Source organism: Fusobacterium perfoetens (assembly GCF_021531595.1).
GTDB lineage: Bacteria > Fusobacteriota > Fusobacteriia > Fusobacteriales > Fusobacteriaceae > Fusobacterium_B.
On sequence record NZ_JADYUD010000002.1, the window covers coordinates 1 to 23,012 of the forward strand.

General features: G+C 30.0%; 16 protein-coding genes. 7 read left to right on the plus strand and 9 right to left on the minus strand.

Annotated features, from left to right (window positions below; translation table 11 throughout):
* A partial coding sequence (locus I6E17_RS01140; RefSeq protein WP_235235022.1) for a hypothetical protein occupies positions 1-2,782 on the minus strand: 2,782 nt, incomplete at its 3' end.
* A 553-nt stretch (positions 2,783-3,335) separates the two neighbouring features.
* Between I6E17_RS01140 and I6E17_RS01145 the strand changes: the two genes are divergently transcribed.
* The gene (locus I6E17_RS01145) at positions 3,336-3,803 is read left to right on the plus strand and encodes a hypothetical protein (protein WP_235235023.1); all 468 of its coding nucleotides are present in this window, start codon (positions 3,336-3,338) and stop codon (positions 3,801-3,803) included.
* 152 nt (positions 3,804-3,955) lie between these two features.
* Here I6E17_RS01145 and I6E17_RS01150 read toward each other — a convergent pair whose 3' ends face one another.
* Entirely contained in the window at positions 3,956-4,834 is an 879-nt protein-coding gene (locus tag I6E17_RS01150; protein WP_235235024.1) for a radical SAM protein, read from the minus strand.
* Between the two features lie 244 nt (positions 4,835-5,078).
* Here I6E17_RS01150 and I6E17_RS01155 point away from each other — a divergent pair, with 244 nt between their 5' ends.
* Entirely contained in the window at positions 5,079-6,584 is a 1,506-nt protein-coding gene (locus I6E17_RS01155) for a DUF1846 domain-containing protein (RefSeq protein ID WP_235235170.1), read from the plus strand.
* 46 nt (positions 6,585-6,630) lie between these two features.
* On the opposite strand, the gene I6E17_RS01160 is transcribed toward I6E17_RS01155, so the two are convergent.
* Positions 6,631-9,006, minus strand: coding sequence for a heavy metal translocating P-type ATPase (locus I6E17_RS01160; protein ID WP_235235025.1), 2,376 nt, complete (start codon positions 9,004-9,006; stop codon positions 6,631-6,633).
* A 169-nt stretch (positions 9,007-9,175) separates the two neighbouring features.
* Between I6E17_RS01160 and hydE the strand changes: the two genes are divergently transcribed.
* A complete protein-coding gene (gene hydE, locus I6E17_RS01165; RefSeq protein WP_176829116.1) occupies positions 9,176-10,264 on the plus strand; it encodes a [FeFe] hydrogenase H-cluster radical SAM maturase HydE in 1,089 nt (362 codons plus the stop codon).
* A 233-nt stretch (positions 10,265-10,497) separates the two neighbouring features.
* Positions 10,498-11,997 carry an alanine/glycine:cation symporter family protein gene (locus tag I6E17_RS01170; RefSeq protein WP_176829117.1) on the plus strand — a complete coding sequence of 500 codons (1,500 nt, stop codon included), beginning with the start codon at positions 10,498-10,500 and terminating at the stop codon, positions 11,995-11,997.
* Positions 11,998-12,139: 142 nt separating this feature from the next.
* Here the strand turns inward: I6E17_RS01170 and I6E17_RS01175 are convergent, their stop codons facing one another.
* A complete protein-coding gene (locus I6E17_RS01175; RefSeq protein WP_176829118.1) occupies positions 12,140-12,439 on the minus strand; it encodes an HU family DNA-binding protein in 300 nt (99 codons plus the stop codon).
* A 444-nt stretch (positions 12,440-12,883) separates the two neighbouring features.
* Positions 12,884-13,456 (minus strand): crossover junction endodeoxyribonuclease RuvC, encoded by a 573-nt coding sequence (gene ruvC / locus I6E17_RS01180; protein ID WP_235235026.1) that lies wholly within the window; start codon positions 13,454-13,456, stop codon positions 12,884-12,886.
* Between the two features lie 171 nt (positions 13,457-13,627).
* On the opposite strand from ruvC, the gene uvrA reads away from it, so the two are divergent.
* From uvrA to I6E17_RS01195, 3 genes are all read left to right on the plus strand, one after another.
* Complete coding sequence (uvrA, locus tag I6E17_RS01185; protein ID WP_235235027.1) at positions 13,628-16,450, plus strand: excinuclease ABC subunit UvrA; 2,823 nt, start codon at positions 13,628-13,630, stop codon at positions 16,448-16,450.
* Positions 16,451-16,468: 18 nt separating this feature from the next.
* Entirely contained in the window at positions 16,469-17,068 is a 600-nt protein-coding gene (gene ruvA, locus I6E17_RS01190; protein ID WP_176829121.1) for a Holliday junction branch migration protein RuvA, read from the plus strand.
* Between the two features lie 92 nt (positions 17,069-17,160).
* Positions 17,161-18,465, plus strand: coding sequence for a PhoH family protein (locus I6E17_RS01195; RefSeq protein WP_176829122.1), 1,305 nt, complete (start codon positions 17,161-17,163; stop codon positions 18,463-18,465).
* Between the two features lie 62 nt (positions 18,466-18,527).
* Here I6E17_RS01195 and I6E17_RS01200 read toward each other — a convergent pair whose 3' ends face one another.
* Genes I6E17_RS01200 through ptsP form a run of 4 tightly spaced genes read right to left on the minus strand, consistent with a single transcriptional unit; the run spans position 18,528 to position 23,007 of the window.
* Entirely contained in the window at positions 18,528-20,126 is a 1,599-nt protein-coding gene (locus tag I6E17_RS01200) for a S1 RNA-binding domain-containing protein (protein WP_235235029.1), read from the minus strand.
* Complete coding sequence (ispH, locus tag I6E17_RS01205; RefSeq protein WP_176829124.1) at positions 20,107-20,991, minus strand: 4-hydroxy-3-methylbut-2-enyl diphosphate reductase; 885 nt, start codon at positions 20,989-20,991, stop codon at positions 20,107-20,109. Before ispH ends, I6E17_RS01200 begins: the two co-directional genes overlap by 20 nt.
* On the minus strand, positions 20,992-21,261 hold the full coding sequence (locus tag I6E17_RS01210) for an HPr family phosphocarrier protein (protein WP_176829125.1): 270 nt from the start codon (positions 21,259-21,261) through the stop codon (positions 20,992-20,994).
* A 15-nt stretch (positions 21,262-21,276) separates the two neighbouring features.
* Complete coding sequence (gene ptsP, locus I6E17_RS01215) at positions 21,277-23,007, minus strand: phosphoenolpyruvate--protein phosphotransferase (protein ID WP_235235031.1); 1,731 nt, start codon at positions 23,005-23,007, stop codon at positions 21,277-21,279.
* Positions 23,008-23,012: the final 5 nt, after the last annotated feature.

The following is a 23,012-nucleotide window of genomic DNA, read 5'->3' on the forward strand; positions in this document are numbered from 1 at the left end:
AATCATCAACAACAGACATATAAGTATCAGTTACATCTTTTGTTACAGCATAACCTGTTGTATAGAATGCTTCAGCAGTATTATTTGTTTTTTCAATCATTCCTACAAAAGTTTTTTCATCAGAATAGTTTACTGCATTTTTTAACTCTTCATTTCCTGATAATCCAGCAAGCATTGCATCATAAAGAGCATTATACCTGTCAAGTTTTCCATTGTAATCACTTACATCTTTTACAGTAAGAGTTACTTTACCATCTTTTTCTTCAACTGCTCCATTTTCTCCAGTTCCTTTAAATATTACAGCTGCTGTAATATTAGCATCATCTTTAAAACTATAATTTTCTGCAACATTAAATTGTTTTTGAGAAACATTAAATTTATCTCCTACAATAAATTTAACAAGTCCTGTATCTTTTCCTGTTTTATCATCTTTTGAAGTAGAAATAGTTAATTTATTAGCTCCATTTTCTCCTGCAAGTTTATCAAGAGAAGTTGTAATATTTCCTTTTCCAAAATCATTGTTTAATTCAACATAAAGTCTTGTATTTTCTATTGAAAGTTGAGCATCACTATCCACATCAGAAAGAGATGCATTTTCTCCTATATACCAACCGTTTCCATTTACTCCATTTCCTTTAAGAGTAAGTTTTTCAGTTCCAATAAGCTTGTAATTAAATGTTCCAAGTTCTTTATCTTCATCTGCTTTTGTTGTACTTTGAGCAAATCCATTTACAGTGAAACTATCTGTTCCTTCTCCCATATCAATGACTTTATCATATTTTTCATATTTATTTATTATAATACTGTCATCAGAAGCACCAAGTTTTATATCTCCACCTATGTTGCTGATATTTGATATTTCAAGCTGTAAATCATTTTTTTCTGTTGTTTTTGAGCCATCAATACCATTTTTAATAGTAACATTTTCTCCAAGAACTATTTTATTTATTTCATTTTCAGCTGTCATTCCAAAATTAATTATAAAATCATCAGCATTTGTATTTGTAAATTTAACATCTGTATAGTTGTCTTCTTTGGCAATTATTTTATTATCAATAAGATTTTGATTTGCATTGGAAATTATAATAGTTTTAACATCTCTATTATCTTCTGTTTTAGTGATTCTGTCTCCACTGTCATTTTTTCCACCATTACTTGCAGTCATTCCTATTCCTGCTTCAGCTCCCTCAATTTTTCCAATAATCTCAGCTTTTCCTACTGTATTTAAAATAGCTCCATTTGAAAGTTTTACAGCTGTTACATCTTTTCCTGTAAGCCCACTATCTTTTATAGCTGTTATTTTAGTGTCTCCTGCTATTGTAAATATTTCTCCTGCTTTAACATCTAAAAGAGTTCCTGCACTTTGGAAATATCCTGTAACAGTTGTATTAATAAGAGAAAAATCTTGATTATCTTTATTTTCGTAAGTAAATACAGCTTTATCTTTTGTAAATCCACTATCTTTTGTAATAACAGCATTTAGATTTTTATTTTCTAAACTTTCTGCTATTGTAACACTTCCATTTTTAATATATCCACTTTTTTTTCCTGTTGCTGTATTTTCTACTGTGCTGTTTGTTATTGTTTGTCCATCTGCAAATTCAATAACATCTTTATTTATTCCTTGTTTATCAATAACATCAAAAGAACTATTTAAAACTACTCCATTATTAGTAAAGTTGTCTGTGTTAGAGTCTCCATTAATAACAAGCATACCATTATTTATAACATTTGCTTTATTATTTACATCATTTGAGAAAATTCCTGTTCCATTTGTATTAAAGATAATTCCTTCATTATATGCTTTTGCTCCCTCTTTAACTTCTATTAAGGAACTATTTTCCCCTTTTATAATTCCATAGTTATATGCAGTATTTGTTGCTCCTGTAACTGACTGAGCAAATTTATTTGCTTCAATAAGTCCATAGTTTATTATTTCAGAGTTTGTAACTTCTCCTCTTTCAAAATTTATTTCTTGGGCATTTCCATTTGTAGAATTAATTATTCCATAGTTAAATGCTGTATTTTTATCCCCATTTGCTAATACTTGACCAGAACCTTTACTTTGAATATAGCCATAATTATAAATATTACTTTCTTTTGCTCCAGCGTTAATATATTGAGCTATTCCATTTTTATTTGTAGCTATTATTATTCCTGTATTTTCTATAAGATTATTTTTTTCTGATGAAATTTTTTGGGCACCATTATCTCCATGAGCACCAGAAATGATAATTCCATAATTATATAATTTACCTCCCCAATAATATTGCCCAAAATTATCTGTTATGATAATCCCTTCATTAATAAAAGTTCCTTTTACTCCTGATGAACTTTGTCCATTTTTACCTGTTAATATTTTTGTATTAGTTTTAGATGATTTATCTGTAACAACTAATTCTCCTGATAAAGCTCCATTTTCTAAAAGCTCTTTTGTAACTTTTGAAATCATTTTATTTTCAATTTCAGGTATAGTGTCTTCTTTTCCGTCTCCTGTTATATCAAATCCTTTAAAAGAAATATTTCCATTTTCAGTAACTGTTACTGTATATTTTCCTGTATTGTCTTTATATTCTCCTTGTTTTATTTTGCTTTTTCCAAGCAATTGTAAATAATGTTCAGCTTTTTCAAAATTATTCATCTCTTCTACAGGTTTTTCTGCTGTTTCTTCAGCAAAAGCAACTGCCCCTGTAATCATAAAAGTAACTACTAACCCTAATGTAATTTTTACTTTTCTTTTAAGAAATCTTTTAAGCGAACTCTCAATATAACTTTTTCCCATATTAAATTTCCTCCTGTAAAATAAATACCATTTTTAAAAAATAATATTAAGTAAATACAAAGTTTTCCTCCTCTAAACTCTGTATAATTACTTTTAATTTATTAAACGAGGAAAAATCACATAATTCGTGATAATATTTTATTAATAATTAAAAAAAAGTAATAAAAAAAACAGCTTATTTTATCTTTTTTAAGCTGTTTAAATAGTTAAAATTTATTATACACTTATCCCCATACCTTTTCTTAAGTATAGTCCTGATATTTTTAATTGTCAATACTCTTTTCTTAAAAAAGTTTTTTTAAAAATTTTTTAAAATTTTATGCACTTTTTTTGCTCATTTTACATATCTTTGCTTTTAACAATTTTTTCGTTATTTACAAGAATATTTTTTTAAAATTAACTGGCATTTTAGCTGCTTTTTTTCACTTTTGGTTGACTTTTAAAACTTTTTTCCTTTGACTTTTAAAAAATTATTTTATATAATTCATTCGCATATGCTTCTTACGAGAGAAATTTCTCTTTCTTAATTTTTTTTGATAAGGAGATACAAAATATGAAAAATCCAAAAAAACAGCCAAAGAATGACGAAGAAGAAATTGAAGAAGACGACTGCGAACTCTTAAAACTAGATGGCAAAGGTTATCTTGAAAAACTAAATTATATTAAGCAGACAAACTACAAAAGCTTTTATAAAAGTGGAAAATCTGCTGAGCAGCTTGAAAAAGATATTGATAATTATTTTAACAGGTGCTCATTATACTTAAAAGATCCCTCATCACTCATTCCCAAACATACGAAGGATATATTTGAATACAGATATATCTCTAAAATTTTAAAAACTCTTGGCCCTCTTTCAGAACCATGTATTTTAGCTGATTTTTTAAATATTGATGTTGATATTATTTTAAACGGAATTGAAAATGGAAAAGTACCATGTTTTTTCTGTGAAGGTATATGTTCTGTTAAAATAAACAGTATTATATCTTTTCTGAAAGAAGTTAAGATAATTAAGGGTTTATAATTTTTACCCCATGAAAAATTTTCAAGGTGACGATGAAAAAACTTCATGCCCCCCTATGAAAAATTTTCATACCAAAGATCATTCTAATAATAATCATACTAATAAAATCATAAATAAATATATAAAGGGCTCAAGTGAAAAAAGAAAAAATTTTATAAAGCTCTTAGTGAATCTTTTTTCATTCTGTTATTTTTAACAGCATAGTTAATAGCCTCAATGATATTTTCTTTGTCATCAGGAAGAACACCTCTTAAAGGAACATAATTTGAAGCATGATTGCTTCTGAAAATACATTTTTCTATGACATTTGTATTTTCTATTATAAGCTTTATTTCCTCTAAGATTTCAACATTTGAAAGAGGTTTAAATTTTCCTTGATGATATTCATTATAAAGTTCTGTGCCCTCTTCAATCATAAGGCTCAGAATACCAAAATAATCAGGATTTATATGTGAAACAAAGTCAGCTGTAAGAAGGGCATGTTCATTAGAATTTTCCTTCCCGCCAAGTCCGGCAATAGCAGTAACAGATAAAGATATTCCAGCCTTTTTAATCTTCTTTCCAGCTTCAATAATCTCTCTTCTGTCAGCTCCCTTTTTTACATATGAAAGCACTTTATCACTTCCACTTTCCACTCCAAGATAAACTAATTTAAGTCCTAAATTATGAAGTTCTTTTAATTCTTCATCGCTTTTAAGAAGAATAGATTTTGGAGAGCCATATATTGAAATTCTTTCAGCTTCAGGAAATCTTTCATTAATATAAAGGAAGATTTCTTTTAATATTTTCATAGGAATTATAAGGGCATCTCCGTCAGCAATGAAGATTCTTTGAACTTTTCTTATATGTTTTCTGAAAAAATCAATTTCTTCTTTTATTTGTTCAAGAGGTTTTATTGTAAACTTTTTACCTTTATACATACTGCAGAAAGTGCACTTATTTTGAGAGCAGCCAAGAGTGGCTTGGATTATAAGGCTATAGGCTTCAGAAGGTGGTCTGTATAAAGGATAGTTGTATTCATATTCTGTCATAAAATCTGCCCTCCATATTTTTCTAAAGATTTTTATAAGGTATTTTAATTCTTTTTTATTTTCAGGTCAAGTATAGATTAATCTGCTTTATTTTTGACAATGAATTTAAAAATGGGATAAAAAAATATGTATATGGAAAAAAATATAAATTTCTAGGAAAAATATATTATATGTGATAGAATATTCAGATGTAATGGATTAATTTTTATGTTGACCGCAGTTTTTAATATAAGGAGAAGAGATGATGAAGATAGGATTTGACCACAGCAAATATCTTGAAGAACAATCAAAATATATTCTGGAAAGAGTAAATAACTTTGATAAACTTTACCTTGAATTTGGAGGAAAATTATTATATGACCTTCATGCAAAAAGAGTATTGCCTGGTTTTGATGAAAATGCGAAAATTAAACTTCTTCAAAAATTAAAAGAAAATGTAGAAGTTGTTATCTGTGTTTATGCAGGAGACATTGAAAGAAACAAAATCAGAGGAGATTTTGGTATAACTTATGACATGGATGTATTCAGACTTATTGATGATCTAAGAAGTTATGAACTTGAAGTAAACAGCGTTGTAATAACAAGATTTGATGATCAGCCAGCTACTACTGTTTTTATAAATAAACTTGAAAGAAGAGGAATCAAAGTATACAAGCACAGAGCTACTAAAGGTTACCCTACAGATGTTGAAACAATAGTAAGCGAAGAAGGATACGGAAGAAATCCATATATAGAAACAAAAAAACCTATCGTTGTTGTCACTGCTCCAGGGCCTGGAAGTGGAAAACTTGCTACTTGTCTTAGCCAATTATACCATGAAGACAAGAGAGGAAAAGTTGCGGGATATTCAAAATTTGAAACTTTCCCTGTATGGAATGTACCTTTAAAACACCCTTTAAATATTGCTTATGAAGCTGCGACTGTAGACTTAAAAGATGTGAACATGATAGATCCTTTCCATCTTGAAGCATACGGAGAAACAGCAGTAAACTACAACAGAGATATTGAAGCATTCCCTGTATTAAAAAGAATAATTGAAAAAATTACAGGAAAAGAATCTATTTATAAATCTCCAACAGATATGGGAGTAAACAGAGTAGGTTTTGGAATTGTTGATGATGAAGTTGTAAGAGAAGCATCAAGACAAGAGATAATAAGAAGAGCATTAAACTCTGCAAGTGATTATAAAAAAGGATATGTTGATAAAGATACTTATCAAAGAGCAAGACTTATAATGGAAGAACTTCAGCTTAAAGAAACAGACAGAAAAGTTCTTGTTGCTGCAAGAGAGCGTCTTGAAAAATTAAAGGCTGAAGATCCTAATGAATTTTATTCAGCTGTAGCTATAGAACTTGAAGACGGAACTATGATTACAGGAAAAGGTTCTGAAACTATGTGTGCTGCTGCTTCAGCAATACTTAATGCAATTAAACATCATGCAGGAATAGCTGATGAAGTTCATCTTATAGCTCCAGAAATTGCTGAACCTATAATGAACCTTAAATCAAAGAACTTTGGAAGCAAAAATGTAACTCTTAACTGTGAAGAAGTGCTTATAGCTTTAAGCATATGTGCTGTTACAGATGAAAGAGCAAAAAAAGCAATAGACTGTCTTTCAAAATTAAGAGGGACTCAGGCTCACTCAACATCTATTTTAGGAAAAACAGATGACCAGCTAGTGAGAAAACTTGGAATGGAAATGACTTGTGATTCTATATTCCCTACTGAAAATCTTTATTATAATGATTAATATAAAAAGCTGATGCAGTAAATGCATCAGCTTTTTTCTTACTTATTTAAAGTTTTTTAATTCTTAAAATTTTTGAAGCATTTAAAACAGCTATTGCAGACACACCTACATCAGCAAAGATTGCAAGCCACATATTTGCAATTCCCATAACTCCAAGAATCATAACAAGAATTTTAACTCCAAGAGAGAAATAAATATTTTGCATAACAACTTTTTTATTTTCAGCTGCTATTTTTAAAGTTTCAACAACTTTGTAAGGCTCATCATTTATAAAGACAATGTCAGCAGATTCAACAGCAATATCACTTCCTGCTCCTCCCATTGCAATTCCAATATCAGCAAGAGAAAGTACAGGAGCATCGTTAATTCCGTCTCCTACAAATATAACAGCTTTACTTTTCTTTTTAATGTCATTAAGGATTTTAACTTTATCTTGAGGAAGAAGCTGAGTGAAAACATTTTCTTTTTTAAATCCAAGTTTTTCTCCAACAAGTTCACCAGTTTTTTTATTATCACCAGTAAGCATATATGAAACTATGTTCATTTTTTTTAGTTCTTCTATTGTTTTTGAAGAATCTGATTTAATTTCATCAGCAAGATAAAGAGCTCCTGCATATTTTCCATCTTGTGCAGCGTATACTGCAGTGCTGCTTTCTTCCTTAGAAAAATCTATCTGAATATTAAAATCTTTCATAAGCTTTTTATTTCCAACAAGAATATTTTTTCCTTTATATACAGCAGAAACACCTTTTCCAGAAATTTCTTTATAATCTTTAATATCTTGTTCAGATATTTTTATATCTTTATAATTAAGAGCGGCTTTTCCAATAGGGTGATTTGAATAAAATTCTCCTGCTTTACTTATTTCAATAAGTTCTTCCTTAGAAAATCCTTCAGCAGTTTCTATATTTTCTATTTGAAACTTTCCTTTTGTAAGAGTTCCTGTTTTATCAAAAACAACTGCATTTACTTCTTTTAATTTTTCAAGGTAGTTTCCTCCTTTAATAAGAATACCTCTTTTTGAAGAAAGTCCTATACTGCTGAAAAATGTAAGAGGTACTGAAAGAACAAGAGCACAAGGGCATGAAATAACAAGGAAAATTAAAGCTCTTCCAAACCAAAGTTTAAAGTCTCCAAAAATAACAGGAATACCAAGTCCTACTATAACAGCAGCAAGAACAACAACAGGAGTATAGTATCTTGCAAATTTAGTGATAAATTTCTCTGCATCAGCTTTTTTATCACTTGCATTTTCAACCATTTCAATAATTTTACTTATAGCAGAATCTTTATATTCTTTTGTAACTCTTACTTCAATCATACCATCTATATTAAGGCTTCCACTTAAAATTTCTGTTCCTTTTTCTACGAAAACAGGAAGAGATTCTCCAGTAAGAGCAGCTGTATTAAGAGAAGAAGTTCCTTTTTCAACTACACCATCAACAGCAACTTTTTCTCCTGGCTTTATAATAATTATATCATTAACAGAAAGAGTTTCAGGATCAACTTGTTTTATAGTTCCGTCATGAAGTTTTAAGTTTGCATAATTTGCTTTTACTTCTAAAAGACTTTGTATAGATTTTCTTGAATTGTTAACTGCTCTTTCTTGAAAATATTCTCCAACTTTATAGAAAATCATAACTCCTACAGCCTCTCTGTATTCTCTTAAGAAAAGAGCTCCTATAGTTGCAATGGACATAAGGAAGTTTTCATCAAGAAAGTTTCCATTTTTAATATTAAGAAGAGATCTGTATAAAATATCTCCTCCAGCAACGATGTATGCAATAAGAAGGAAGGCTGTTTTTATTTCAACATTTGGAATGAAGATTGAAATAATAAACAGGGCGATTCCTCCAAAAAGAGAAATTTTTTCATAATTTATTTTTTGATGTTCTTCATTTGAAGATTCTTTGCTTAATTTTAAGTCGTGAGTGTGTGAATGTCCGTGATGATGTGAATGTCCATGTTCATGGTTATGTACTTTTCCCTCTTCTTCGTGGGAGTGTCCACAACCACAACCTTCTTCATCATCATGTGAATGTCCACAGTCACAACTTTCTTCTTCGTGATGATGATGACCTCTGCAGCCACATTCTCCATGATTATGAGCATGTTCATGCCCATGATTATGTTCATGGTGATGATGTCCACATTCACAGCCTTTGTGTTCTTCAGAAACATTATTTTTTTCTGAACCAGACATTTCAAAAATTTTAGAACCTTTTTCAGTTTTATCAGCTATTTTATTAATGGTATTTAAAAATTCTTTTTCATCAACAGAATCTTTAATTTCCACAGTTATTTTTTTTGTATAGAAGTTAAGAATACAGCTTTCAACATCATGAAGCTTTTCTATCTGATCTTGTATTTTTGAGGCACAATGTCCACATTTTAGTCCCTCAACAGAATATACTTTTTTCATAAAAATTTTCTCCTTTGTATTTGTTAAGTATAATAGGGTATACCCCTATACCCTATATTTTTATCTTAGCACGAGATTATAAAAAAGTAAAGAATTATTTATTAAATTACTATGGAAATTATTTTTGTATGGTATAATGGAATGTAAATATTTTACGGAGGATAACTATATGAATGTAAAAGATATTTTAAATAAAGAGGAGCTTACAAAAGAAGATCTTTTAACTCTTATGAAGATAGATAATAAAGAGGAGTTGCAGCTTCTTTTTGATAAGGCTTATGAAACAAAACTTAAATATATAGGAAATAATGTATATTACAGAGGACTTGTGGAATTTAGTAATATATGTATAAAAAATTGTAAATATTGTGGAATAAGAAGAGAGAATAAAAATGTTGAAAGATTTTTTATGACAAAGGAAGATATTTTAAAAAGTGCAGAATGGATATATGAAAATGGATATGGTTCTATGGCTCTTCAGTCTGGAGAAAGAACAGATAAGGAATTCATAGATTTTGTAGAAGAAATTTTAAAAGATATTCAGAAAATGACAGATAATGGATTGGGAATAACTCTTTCGGTTGGGGAACAAACTTATGAAACTTATAAAAAGTGGAGAGAAGCTGGGGCTTCAAGATATCTTTTAAGAATAGAAACTACAAATAAAAATCTTTTTGAGACAATTCACCCAAAAGATGAGCTTCATAGTTTTGAAAAGCGTCTTCAAGGTCTTAAAGATTTAAGAAAAGCAGGATATCAAGTAGGAACAGGGGTAATGATAGGACTTCCTGGACAAACAGAAGAAGATCTTGTAAATGATGTGATATTTTTTAAAGAAAATGATATAGATATGATAGGAATGGGGCCTTATATTCTTCACAATGATACACCAATGGGACAGGAATTTAAAGGTAAGATTCTTTCAGAAGAAAAAAGAGTTGAACTTGGTCTGAAAATGATAGCCATATGCAGAATTTATATGAAGGATATAAATATTGCTGCAACAACAGCTCTTCAGGGGCTTGATCCTATGGGAAGGGAAAAAGGAGTTCTTGCAGGAGCAAATATTATAATGCCAAGTGCTACTAAAACTTCTGAAAGAGTAAAGTATCAGCTTTATAATGGAAAACCTGGAATAAATGATGATGCAGAAAAGGGTAAAACTTCTCTTGAAAAAAGTCTTAAAGAGATAGGAGAAAATGTAATATATGGAAAAAGAGGAGATTCACCTCATTTCTTTTCAAGAAACAAAAAATAAACTATGAAAAAGTTAAATATATAGTATATTTATTTTAAATAATAAAGATTTAGAATTAAATTGACAAGAAAAAATAAATAAGATATACTCATAAGATATAGAGAAAAAATATCGTATAAAAGCAGTACTAAACAGATGTATAACGAACATAAAAAGATGATATTTTTTATTAAAGTATTAAAACAAGCTGTATCATATAGTATGCAGAATTAATAATGGGAGGAGTATGGGCGATGGTTAATAGTTTGTTAAACACGCTGAAAGTGTTAGTAGGTGCAATAAATGGATTGCTATGGGGAGATTTAATTATTTTAAATATTGGAGAAGTGCAGATAGGACTTAGTATTCTTGTTGTTCTTCTTATTCCAGCTGGATTATATTTTACAATAAGAACTAGGTTTATGCCTTTTAGATTATTTCCAGAGATGATAAGAATAGCTTTAGAACCTAAAAAGTCAGAAGACAGAGATTCAATATCAGGTTTACAGGCTCTTTTAATAGCAACAGCATCAAGAGTTGGAATGGGTAACCTTGCAGGAGTTGTTGCAGCAATATCTTTTGGAGGTGCAGGAGCAATATTTTGGATGTGGATTGTAGCTCTTGTAGGTTCAGCTTCAGCATTTATAGAAGCTACTCTTGCTCAGTTATATAAAGAACATGATCCTTTATATGGAGGATATAGAGGAGGACCTGCATATTTCATGGAAAGAATGAGATTAATCACAGTTGCTGATGATAAAGATTTCTATCCTGGAATGTATGGAGATGTAAAATATGTCTCTGTAGATAATAAAAAGAAATATGTAAGAGGGGCAAAATTTAGATTATTAGGTATTTTATTTGCATTATCAGGACTTCTTTGCTGGGGAGGAATAAGTCAGGTTGTTGCTAACTCAGTTACACAGTCTTTTTCAAATGCTTTTGGTATACCAGCACTTTATACAACAGTGGCACTTGTAATTTTATCAGCTGTAATTCTTTTCAAAAAAGGAGGAACAGTTAAAGCTCTTGATAAAATAGTTCCTGTTATGGGAATTTTATATATAGGTATAACTTTATTTATACTTGTAAAAAATATAGGATATATACCTGAAATGTTTGCTGAAATATTTGGACAGGCTCTTGGATTCAGACAAGCAGTTGCAGGAGGATTTGGGGCAGTTTTAATGAATGGAGTTAAAAGAGGACTTTTCTCTAACGAAGCTGGTTCAGGATCAGCTCCATGTGCAGCAGCTGCAGCAGATGTTGATCACCCTGCAAAACAAGGATTGATTCAAGCTTTAGGAGTATTTATTGATACTCTTGTAATATGTAGTTGTTCAGCATTTATAATGCTTCTTGCTCCTAAAGATGTTATAAGTGGACTTCAGGGAATGGATTTATTACAAGCTGCAATGAACTATCACATAGGAAGTGCAGGAGTTATATTTATAGCAGTAATATTATTCCTTTTCAGTTTCTCTACTTTCTTAGGAATTATGTTCTATGCAAGATCTAATGTATCTTATGTATTTGGAGATACAATGAAAGCTCAGAAAATTTATCAGATATTTGCTCTATGCATGCTTTTTGCAGGAGGACTTGCTCAATATACATTTGTATGGGAGCTTGGAGATCTTGGTGTAGGTCTTATGACAGTATTTAATATGATGGCAATAATTCCTCTGTCAAGTCAGGCAGTTTATGCTTTAAAAGATTATGAATTAAACTGGATGAATAAAGAAAGAAAATAAGAATATAAAAAAGATAAAGGGACTTTGAAAGTCCCTTTTTTATTGTAAATAAAAAAGAGATGAATAGAAAAATGTCAAATTTTTTCCCATTCATCCCTTGAATGTTTTTTCACAAAAATAAAAATTCACCTTAAGTGATTTATTATTTTCTTCCTCTTTTTACAGGTTTGTTGATTCTGTCTTCTAAGTCTTTACCAACTTTGAATTTGATGTATTTTTTAGGAGTAATTTTTATAGCTTCTCCAGTTCTAGGGTTTCTTCCTTCTTTTCTCTTAGTTTCTCTTCTTTCAAAAGTTCCAAGTCCTCTGAAGATTAAAACTTCTTCCTGTGTAAGAGCTTCTTTCATAGTTTCAATGAAAAGCTCAACTTGTCTTTTAGCTTCTTCTTTACTTCTTAGGTTAGCTTTAACCATAAATAATTCTGCGAATTCTCTTTTTTTCATAAAATCCTCATTCTCCTTTTTTGTGATATATAACTAACACTTTACAGCGTTGCTATTTAAGTAGATATTTTTCCCTTACCTTATTTCTGTAAAACCTAAAATTTGTTGTTTGTAAAAATATAACTTTTTTATCCCTAACCCATATAGAAGATTTACCAACCATCAAAACTATACTATTACTTATACCATATTTTCCCATAATATTGCTAGTATTAGAATAAATTTTTTTGTTATTTTTTTTGAAAATTAATATTATATCTTTTTTTCTCTTTTAAAAATAAAGAATTAAGTTGAAATTAAAAAAATAAAAAATTTTTAAAAATTACGAAAAACTTTTTATGTTTTTTAAATTTTTTGTACTTTATACCTATATGACTGTTATTCAAGGGTTTTAGTTTAAAAAAATAATAAAAATAAAAAAATATTTATAGAGTTAGAATGAGTTTATTTTTTCATTAAAAGTTCTCTGAACTCAGCAGCAGTAAGTTTTGTTTTTGTAAGATTCTTTGTTGATATTCCTAAAGAGTTTCCCATATTATATTGAAGATTTGTAAGAGAATTTATGTGTGTTATAGCTATTGCAATAGCATCAGCAGCATCGTCAGGTTTTGGAATTTCTTCCATTTTAAGAAGAGTTTTTACCATAAGCTGAACTTGTTTTTTATCTGCTTTTCCATATCCTGTTATACCTATTTTTACTTGAAGAGGGGTATAACCTTGGATAGAAAGCCCATTTTTCTTTCCTGCAAGAAGGATAACTCCCCTTGCTTCTCCTACAGATATAACTGTTTTATTATTTTTAAAATAAAAAAGTTCTTCAATAGCCATATGCTCAGGAGAATACTTTTTTATAATATCTTCAATACCATTAAAAATTTGAAGAAGCCTCTCTTCCATAGGAAGATCTTTTGATGTATAAACACAACCATAGTCAAGAAGATTCATTTTTTTATTTTCATATTCTATTATAGAAAAACCAACGATGGCTGTTCCTGGATCAATACCTAAGATTCTCATTAATTATCTCCTGTCTTAAATTTTTGCTTACATTTTCATTATAACCCTTCAAAAAATAAAAATCAATAATCTGTAATAAAAGGTATCTATTTTTATAGATAAAAAAATTGTAATATGATACAATTTTAGTGGAAAATAAAGTTTTGTCAGAAAAGCAAGAGGTGATATGAAATGCTTGATAAAATAGTAATAAAAGGTGCTAGAGAGCACAATCTTAAAAATATAGACATAGAAATTCCTAAAAATAAATTTGTAGTTATAACAGGAGTAAGTGGAAGTGGAAAATCTTCTCTTGCTTTTGATACGATCTATTCAGAAGGGCAGAGAAGATATGTAGAAAGTCTTTCTGCTTATGCAAGACAATTTATAGGGCAGATGAAAAAACCAGAGGTAGATTCTATTGAAGGACTTTCTCCTGCAATTTCTATTGAACAGAAAACAACAAATAAAAATCCCCGTTCAACAGTAGGAACTGTAACAGAGATTTATGACTATATGAGGCTTCTTTTTGCACATATAGGAACAGCACATTGTCCTGTCTGTGGAACAGTTGTTGATAAAAAAAGTGTTGAAGAGATAGTAGAAAATATAATAGAAAAATTTGAAGAGAGAGAAAAAATGACAGTTCTTGCTCCTGTTGTAAGGGAGAAAAAAGGAACTCATAAAAATCTTTTTTTGAATCTTGTAAAAAAAGGATTTGTAAGAGCCAGAGTAAATGGAGAAATTCTGTATCTTGAAGATGAAATAGAGCTTGATAAAAATAAAAAGCATAATATTGAAGTTGTAATAGATAGACTTGTTTTAAAGAAAAATGATGATGAATTTGTTTCAAGACTTACTCAGTCAATAGAAGCTGGAATGGAAGTTTCAAACGGAAAAATAATTATAAACATAGAAGGAACTGATTATAATTATAGTGAAAATTATGCTTGTCCAAACCATGAGGATATAAGTATACCTGAACTTACTCCAAGACTTTTTTCTTTTAATGCACCTTATGGAGCATGTCCTGAATGTAAAGGGATAGGTCAGAAACTTGAAGTTGATGAAAATAAACTTATAATTGATAAGACTCTTTCTATTGAAGACGGGGGGCTTTATGTTCCTGGAGCATCTTCAAGAAAAGGCTGGACATGGGAAATGTTTCTTTCTATGTGCAGGGAACTTGATATAGATTATACAATTCCTGTGGAAGATATTCCAAAAGAACAGATGGATATAATTCTTCATGGAACAGATAAAAAATATAGATTTGATTTTGAATCAAAAGATTTTTCTTTTCATGGGATGAGAGAATTTAAAGGTATTGTAAAAAATATGGAAAGAAGATATTATGAAACTTTTTCAGAGTCTGCTAAAGAAGAAATTGAAAATAGATTTATGATAGAAAAAGAATGTAAGGTATGTCATGGAAAAAGACTGAAAGATGAAGTCCTTGCAGTAACAATAAATGGGAAAAATATAATTGACATCTGTCTTATGAGTGTAAAAGATTCTCTTGAGTTTTTTAATAATCTTACTCTTACACCTAAGCAGGAAAAAATTGCTAAGGAAATTTTAAAAGAGATAAGAGAAAGACTTACTTTTATGATAAATGTTGGACTTGATTATCTTTCACTTTTCCGTCCAACAAAAACTCTTTCAGGGGGAGAATCTCAGAGAATAAGACTTGCTACACAAATAGGATCAGGGCTTACAGGAGTATTATATGTTCTTGATGAACCAAGTATAGGACTTCATCAAAGGGATAATGATAAGCTTCTTTCAACTCTTAACAGATTAAGAGATTTAGGAAACACTCTTATTGTAGTTGAACATGATGAAGATACTATGAATCAAGCAGACTATATATTTGATCTTGGGCCTGGAGCAGGAGAGTTTGGAGGAAATCTTGTAGCTTATGGAACACCTGCTCAGATTAAGAAAAATAAAAATTCTCTTACAGGAAAATATCTAAGAGGAGAAATAAAAATAGATGTTCCAGAAGTAAGAAGAACAAGTGATAAATTTATAGAGCTTACAGGAGCAAAAGGGAATAATCTAAAAAATATAACTGTAAAAATTCCAGTTGGAGTTCTTACAGTTGTAACAGGAGTAAGTGGAAGTGGAAAATCAACTCTTATAAATCAGACATTGTTTCCAGTTCTTTTTAATGAACTTAATAAGGGAAAACTTTATCCTTTGGAATATAAATCTATAAGTGGGCTTGAGCATATAGAAAAGGTTATTGATATAGATCAGACTCCTATTGGAAGAACTCCTCGTTCAAATCCAGCAACATATACAAAAATATTTGATGAGATAAGAGATATTTTTGCTCAGACAAAAGATGCAAAGCTTAAAGGTTTTTCAAAAGGAAGATTCTCCTTTAATGTAAAAGGTGGAAGATGTGAAGCATGTCAGGGAGCTGGAATTGTTAAGATTGAAATGAATTTCCTTCCAGATGTTTATGTTGAATGTGATGTGTGCAGAGGGAAAAGATATAATAAAGAGACTTTGGAAGTATATTATAAAGGAAAAACAATTTCAGATGTTTTAAATATGAGTATTGATGAAGCATATGAATTTTTCTCTGCTGTTCCTTCTCTTGAGAAAAAAATAAAAGTTTTAAAAGATGTGGGGCTTGGATATATAAAACTTGGACAACCTGCTACAACTCTTTCAGGGGGAGAGGCTCAGAGAATAAAACTTGCTTCAGAACTTTCAAAATCATCAAGAGGAAAAACAATATATATTCTTGATGAGCCTACAACAGGACTTCATTTTGAAGATGTAAAAAAATTAATGGAAGTTCTTCAAAGACTTGTAGACAAAGGAAATACAGTTGTAATAATAGAACATAATCTTGATGTTATAAAAACAGCTGATTATATAATTGATATAGGCCCTGAAGGAGGAGACAAAGGGGGAACTATTGTTGCCTGTGGAACTCCTGAAGAGATAGCAAAAGTTAAGAAAAGTTATACAGGAAAATATTTAAAAAAATATTTATAAAAGATGTAAGGAGAATATATGTTTGAATATTTAAAAGGTGAAGTAGCATACAAAAAACCAGAGTATCTTGCTCTTGATGTAAATGGAGTGGGATATAAAGTATATATTTCACTTAAAACTTATGATATTGTATCAGAAGGAGAAATAAAAAAATTTTTTATATATAACTATATAAAAGAAGATGATTATAAGCTTGTAGGATTTCTTGAAGCAAAAGAGAGAAATCTTTTTGAAATGCTTTTAAGTGTAAAGGGAATTGGTGTTTCCCTTGCTCTTGCAATAATGTCAACTTTTGATGTAGAGATGATAAGAGGTCTTGTTCTTCAGGAAGATTTTATAACTTTGAAAAAAGTTCCAAAATTAGGAGAGAAAAAGGCTCAGCAGATTATCCTTGATCTTAAGGATAAACTTAAGAAGCTTGATATTATTTCAATGGAAAAAACAGATGACATTGTTTATACAAGTGTTGAAGATGAGCTTATCATGGCTCTTGAAGGACTTGGATACAATAAGAAAGATATTGATAAACTTATTGATAAAGAGGAAATTAAAAATTATAAAAATATTCAGGAAGCTATTAAAGGAACTCTTAAAAAAATTCAAAGTTCTAAAAATTAAAAAATTCTTTGTTATTCAGATAAAAAGGAAAACCTGTTTTTATTTAGAATAATATAGTATCAGGAAAGCCGAATTAAAAAGAGGTGGAAAATATGAGAAAGATATTTATACTTGATACTAATGTGCTTATTCACGATCCTTATTCTATTTATAATTTCAGAGGAAATGATATCTATCTTCCTATTGAGGTTATAGAGGAAATAGATAAGTTAAAACAGAAGCCAAACACAGCTATTCATGCAAGAATGGCATCCAGAGTTCTTGAAGAAATCAGAAAAAAAGGAAATCTTTCTGAGGGAATAGAACTTCCTGACGACATATTTTTTAAAGTTGAAAAAACAGCTGACCTTTCTCTTCTTCCTGAAGGGCTGAAAAAAGAAGTTATTGATAATCATATAATAGCAGTTGTAATGGGAGTAAAGAAAAGAGAGCCTGAAAGAAAAGTTATATTTGTAACAAAAGATATAAATTTAAGAATAAAAGCTGATGCTGTAGGTGTTGAAGTTGAAGATTATTCAACAGACAGAGTGGTTTATGATGATCTTGATAAAGGATATATGGAAATAGAAGTTTCAAAAGATATTTTTGATAAATTTAATAAGAGTGGAAAAGTTGATTTATCAGAATTGAATTTAGAGTTTTCTCCTACTCCTAATTTCTTCTTTATTTTTAAATGTGGACAGGAAGAAACAGCTGGAAGAGTTATAGGAGAAAAAGTAAAAAAATTCCTTAATGGAGATATAAGTGCTTGGGGAGCAAGAGCAAGAAATCAGGAACAAAGATTTGCTATGGAACTTTTAATGGACGACAATGTAAAAGCTGTATCTCTTGTTGGAAAAGCAGGAACAGGAAAGACTCTTCTTGCTATAGCAGCAGGACTTGAACAAGTTGTTGAAAGAAAAAAATATTCAAAACTTTACATAGCAAGACCTATTATACCTATGGGGAAAGATTTAGGTTTCCTTCCTGGAAATGAAAAAGACAAGTTAAGACCTTGGATGCAGCCTATATTTGATAACATAGAATTTTTAAGTGATGTAAAAGGTGATAAGGCTGGTGAAAAAGTTATTACAGGACTTGAAAGTATGGGACTTTTAAAAGTTGAAGCCCTAACATATATAAGAGGAAGAAGTATGCCTAATGCTTTTATTGTAATTGATGAAGCTCAGAACCTTACTCCTCTTGAAATAAAAACTATAATAACAAGAGTTGGAGAAAATACAAAGATTGTATTTACAGGAGATCCTTACCAAATAGACAGTGCTTATCTTGATGCCAATACAAATGGACTTACTTATATGGCAGATAAATTAAAAGATGAAAAAATAGCAGGACATATTACTCTTGTTAAAGGTGAGCGTTCACCTCTTGCTGAAATAGCAGCTAAACTTTTATAGTTTTAATAAGATAAAAAAATACCGATACTTTTTAGCATCGGTATTTATATTTTAGAAATTAATTATTCTTCAGTAGAAGATACTCCATACTTTTCAATTAATTCTTTTGTTTCTCTTTTTTCTTCGTCTAATTCAAGACCTTTAACAGAAATTTTTATTCTTTGTTTGTCTTTATCTATTTCAACAATTTTACCTCTTACAAGATCTCCAACTTGGAATTTATCTTTTAAGTTTTTGATGAAATCTTTAGAAGCAAGTTGTGTAGGAATAAATCCGTCAATTCCATCTTCAAGTTTAACGAACATTCCAAATTCTAATATGCTCTTAACAGGTTTTTCAACTATGTCTCCTACTTTGTATTCTTCCATAGCTTTTTCCCAAGGACTTTTCTCAAGAGCTTTTATGCTTCCTTTGATTTTCTTTTCGTCAAGGTCAAGTTCAATTACTTCAAATTCAACTGTATCTCCTTTTTCAAATTTTTTGCTTCCAACCCATGCAAAGTCAGATTGATGAATGAATACATCTATTCCTTCTTCAATTTCAGCAAATACTCCGTAAGGTTTTATTTCTGCAACTTTACCAGAAAGCTTAGTTCCAACTTTGTAGTTTTCTTCAGCTTTTTCCCAAGGATCAACAGAAAGTTGTTTCATTCCAAGTTTTAATTTTCTGCTTTCAGGTTTGAATTCAAGAACTTTAACTTTTACAATATCTCCTACTTTAGCAAAGTCGTTTACATTGATTTTCTTTCTGTTCCATGTGAAGTCAGAAATATGGATAAGTCCTTCAACTCCGTCCATGATTTCTACAAGGATTCCATATTGTAAAATTTTAGTAACTTTACCTTCTGTAACAGAATCAACTGCTATAGTTTCAGCAGCTATATCCCAAGGATTTCTTACAAGAGCTTTTAAAGAAAGTTTTACATTTTTCTTTTCAGGTTCAAGTCCAATAACTTTAACTTGAAGTTTGTCTCCAAGATTGAATCCTTCAATTTTTTCAGCTTTTTTCCAAGAAATTTCAGAAATATGGATGAATCCTCTAAGATTTCCGATTTCTACAACTATACCAAATGGAAGTATTTCAGTTACAACACCTTCTAAAACTTCTCCTTCTTTTAATTCAGAGAATTCTTTGTCAGCTTGCATCATTGTAATATCTTTTCTTGATACAGTAACTTTTTTACCTTTTTTATCTTCTTTTATTTCTTTAACTAAAACATTTACAGTTTTTCCAACTATATCTTCACCTTTTTTAGTTTCAGAAAGAGATTTTGGAAGGAATACTTGATGAGAGAATACCTCAACAATATATCCTCCTTTTACTTCTTTAACAACTTTTCCAGTTATTTCAGCTTTGTTTTCAAAAGCTTCTTTAATTTTTTCCCAACCTTGTTCCATTTCAATTTTTCTTCTTGAACCGATAATGAACTCACCGTCTTGAGTTTCACCTACAAGCATAACTTCTATTTCATCGCCTATGTTGTAATCAGCAACTTCTTCGGCTCTTACTCTTACAGAAGTAATTTGTCCTGGAACATCAAGGTATGCGAAGTTTCTTTCCTTGCTTGCTACTGTTCCTACTACTTTGCTTCCTGTGTTTCCTTCTTCTGGAAGATAGTCGTTAAGTAGTGCTTCAAATTCGTTATAATCCATGTTTGTCATCAAAAGTCCCCCTTATTTCTTTTTCTATCTCTAAAATTATTTCTTCCGGTGTTGATGCTCCTGCAGTTATTCCTACCTTCTTTATGCCGTTAAACCAAGAGCTGTTTAATTCGGTTTTGTCTTGTATAAGGTAGCTTTTTTCATTTACGCTTTTTGAAATTTCATAAAGTTTTTTAGTGTTTGAACTTTTATTATCCCCTACTATTAAAACCATCTCAACTTCTCCAGCAAGTTTTTCCACTGCTTTTTGTCTTTCGTATGTAGCTCCACATATTTTGCTGAATATATCTATATTTTTATAGTTTTTTTCTGTATATTCTTTTATTTTGAAAAATAATTCTTTATTTAAAGTTGTCTGAGTTAAAAGACAATATTCTTTTTCTTTATCAACAGAAAATTTTGTAAATTCTTCAAAAGAATTCACTATTGTTACATCATTTCCAAAAGAAACTATACCTTTTACTTCAGGGTGATATCTGTCTCCGATAAAAATTATTTTTTTTCCATTTTTTTCAGCTTCAATTAGTGCTTTTCTAATTCTTTCCACAAACACACAAGTGGCATCATAGATTTTTACTTTTTCTTTCTCTAGTATATCATAAATTTCTTTAGTTGTCCCGTGTGCTCTGATAATTACTGTATCTTTTTTATTAAGTTTTATTTTTTCTTCTTTCAAATCTTCTTCTGAAAGAGTCTTAAATCCTTTTTTTTCCATATCTGAGGTAACATTTTTATTGTGGACAAGCATTCCAAGAATAAATAAATTTCCTTGAAAATTTTTTTCTTCTGCTATTTTGTTGCACAGATTTATAGCCCCTGCTACTCCAAAACAGAATCCCATTTTTTCAGCTCTTTTAATTTCCATTTATTCTTCACCAAATTTATCTTCTTCTACAAGAATTCTAAGTGCGTTAAGCATTTCATCTTCGTCAGGCCCATCTGCTTCAAGTTCAAGAGTTCTTCCTTGTTCAGCAGCAAGAAGCATAAGTCCCATTATGCTTTTACCATTTATTTCTTCTCCCTCAAATCTGACTTTTATATCAGAATCATAAGTAGAAGCCAATTGTACAAAAAGAGATGAAGGTCTTGCATGAAGTCCCGCTTTATTTTTTATCTGCACAGTTATTTTTTTCATAGATACATCTCCCTTTTATAATTTTTTTATATATTCTCTTGCTATATGTCTTACTTCATCTGAATTTTTGCAGTTTAAAACAGCTTTTTTAATTTCTGCAAGGTCAGACATCTTTATTTTTCTTACAAGATTTCTAGCTCTTGGTATAAAGACAGCAGACATACTAAGATTTTTTATTCCAAAACTTAAAAGTATAACTATTCCTACAAGTTCTCCTGCCATTTCACCGCAGACAGAGATACCCTTGCCATTTTTTTTAGCTGCTTCAGCTACCATATTAACAGCTTTTAATACAGCAGGATCATAATAGTCATAAAGATTGTTTTCTTTCAGAGAAAATCTGTCAGTTGCCAGAATGTACTGAGCAAGGTCATTACTTCCTATAGAGAAAAAGTCAATATACTCACACATTTTATCAGCCATAAGAACTGCTGAAGGAACTTCAACCATAACTCCTGTTTCTATTTTGTCATTATATTCTATTCCTTCTGCTTTAAGTTCTTCTTTAACTTCTTTTGTAAGTTCAAGAACTTTTTCAATTTCAGCTATGTTTGTAACCATAGGATGCATTATTTTAATGCTCTTATCTTTGCTGGCTCTTAAGATTGCTCTCAGCTGTGTTTTTAAAATATTTTTTTTATGAAGCGTAAATCTTAATCCTCTTTCTCCAAGAGAAGGATTTTGTTCATGAGCCATTTTAAAATATGGAAGACTTTTATCAGCTCCTATATCAAGAGTACGGATAATAAGAGGTTTCTCATCTCCTATTCTTTTGCTGACTTCTTCATAAAATTCAAGCTGTTCAAGTTCTTCAGGAAGTTTTGTCCCTTCCATGTATATAAATTCTGTTCTTAGAAGTCCTATACCGTCAGCATTTACATTTTTAAGCATATTTTTATCAAGTTCCTGTCCAGCATTCACTTCAAGACTTATTTTTGTTCCATCAAGAGTTACAGAAGGAAGATTAAGAGTTTCTTTTATTTCCTCTTTTTCTTTTTCAAATTCCTCCTGAAGAATTTTGTATTCTCTTAAAGTTTCAACAGAAGGATTAGTGACAACAACTGGATTGTCACTGTAGGTATCAAGAATTATATATTCTCCCCATTCTTCTTTAAGAATGTCAATTCCTCCCATGAAAGTAGGAATTTCAAGAGATTTTGCAAGGATAGCTGTATGTGATGTTTCACCTACATACTCCATTACAATTCCTTTTATATCAATTTTTTTGTTAAAAATATTTAAAAGTTCTGAAGGAAGAATATCATGTGCAATTAAAATTTTTCCATTTAATGCATCATAAACACTTTCATTATCTGCAAGAGCTTCTAAAAGTCTTTCTCCTATATCCTGAATATCAAGAGCTCTCTGTCTGTAAAGAGGATTTTTCATTTTCTTAAAAGCTTCTGAATATTTGCTTACAGTTCTTTTGATAACCTCTTCAACATTTATCTTGTCTTTTTTCAAAGAAACTTTAATTTCATCTTTGAACATAGGATCATCAAGCATCATAAAGTGAACTGAAAGAATCTGAAGATCTTTTTCAGCAACTTTCCCTTTTAAATCGTGCATAAGATGTGCTAGTTTATCTTTTGCTCTCTGAACTGCATGTTCATATCTTTCAATCTCTTTATCCAAATTTTCTTCAGAAACAGAAAAAGACTCTATTTCAAGGTTATTTTTACCTTTTAAATAGGGTTCTGCAATTACTATACCTTCATATATACTTTTTCCGTATATTCTCTCCATTTTTA

What these genes read in the sequence shown, in the direction of transcription:
- I6E17_RS01150 (WP_235235024.1), bottom strand. Translation starts at nt 4,834, where the DNA reads ATGACAGAATATGAATACAACTATCCTTTATACAGACCACCTTCTGAA.
- ptsP (WP_235235031.1), bottom strand. Translation starts at nt 23,007, where the DNA reads ATGGAGAGAATATACGGAAAAAGTATATATGAAGGTATAGTAATTGCA.
- I6E17_RS01170 (WP_176829117.1), top strand. Translation starts at nt 10,498, where the DNA reads ATGGTTAATAGTTTGTTAAACACGCTGAAAGTGTTAGTAGGTGCAATA.
- ispH (WP_176829124.1), bottom strand. Translation starts at nt 20,991, where the DNA reads ATGGAAATTAAAAGAGCTGAAAAAATGGGATTCTGTTTTGGAGTAGCA.
- I6E17_RS01200 (WP_235235029.1), bottom strand. Translation starts at nt 20,126, where the DNA reads ATGACAAACATGGATTATAACGAATTTGAAGCACTACTTAACGACTAT.
- I6E17_RS01175 (WP_176829118.1), bottom strand. Translation starts at nt 12,439, where the DNA reads ATGAAAAAAAGAGAATTCGCAGAATTATTTATGGTTAAAGCTAACCTA.
- I6E17_RS01160 (WP_235235025.1), bottom strand. Translation starts at nt 9,006, where the DNA reads ATGAAAAAAGTATATTCTGTTGAGGGACTAAAATGTGGACATTGTGCC.
- hydE (WP_176829116.1), top strand. Translation starts at nt 9,176, where the DNA reads ATGAATGTAAAAGATATTTTAAATAAAGAGGAGCTTACAAAAGAAGAT.
- ruvA (WP_176829121.1), top strand. Translation starts at nt 16,469, where the DNA reads ATGTTTGAATATTTAAAAGGTGAAGTAGCATACAAAAAACCAGAGTAT.
- I6E17_RS01155 (WP_235235170.1), top strand. Translation starts at nt 5,079, where the DNA reads ATGAAGATAGGATTTGACCACAGCAAATATCTTGAAGAACAATCAAAA.
- I6E17_RS01145 (WP_235235023.1), top strand. Translation starts at nt 3,336, where the DNA reads ATGAAAAATCCAAAAAAACAGCCAAAGAATGACGAAGAAGAAATTGAA.
- ruvC (WP_235235026.1), bottom strand. Translation starts at nt 13,456, where the DNA reads ATGAGAATCTTAGGTATTGATCCAGGAACAGCCATCGTTGGTTTTTCT.
- I6E17_RS01195 (WP_176829122.1), top strand. Translation starts at nt 17,161, where the DNA reads ATGAGAAAGATATTTATACTTGATACTAATGTGCTTATTCACGATCCT.
- I6E17_RS01210 (WP_176829125.1), bottom strand. Translation starts at nt 21,261, where the DNA reads ATGAAAAAAATAACTGTGCAGATAAAAAATAAAGCGGGACTTCATGCA.
- uvrA (WP_235235027.1), top strand. Translation starts at nt 13,628, where the DNA reads ATGCTTGATAAAATAGTAATAAAAGGTGCTAGAGAGCACAATCTTAAA.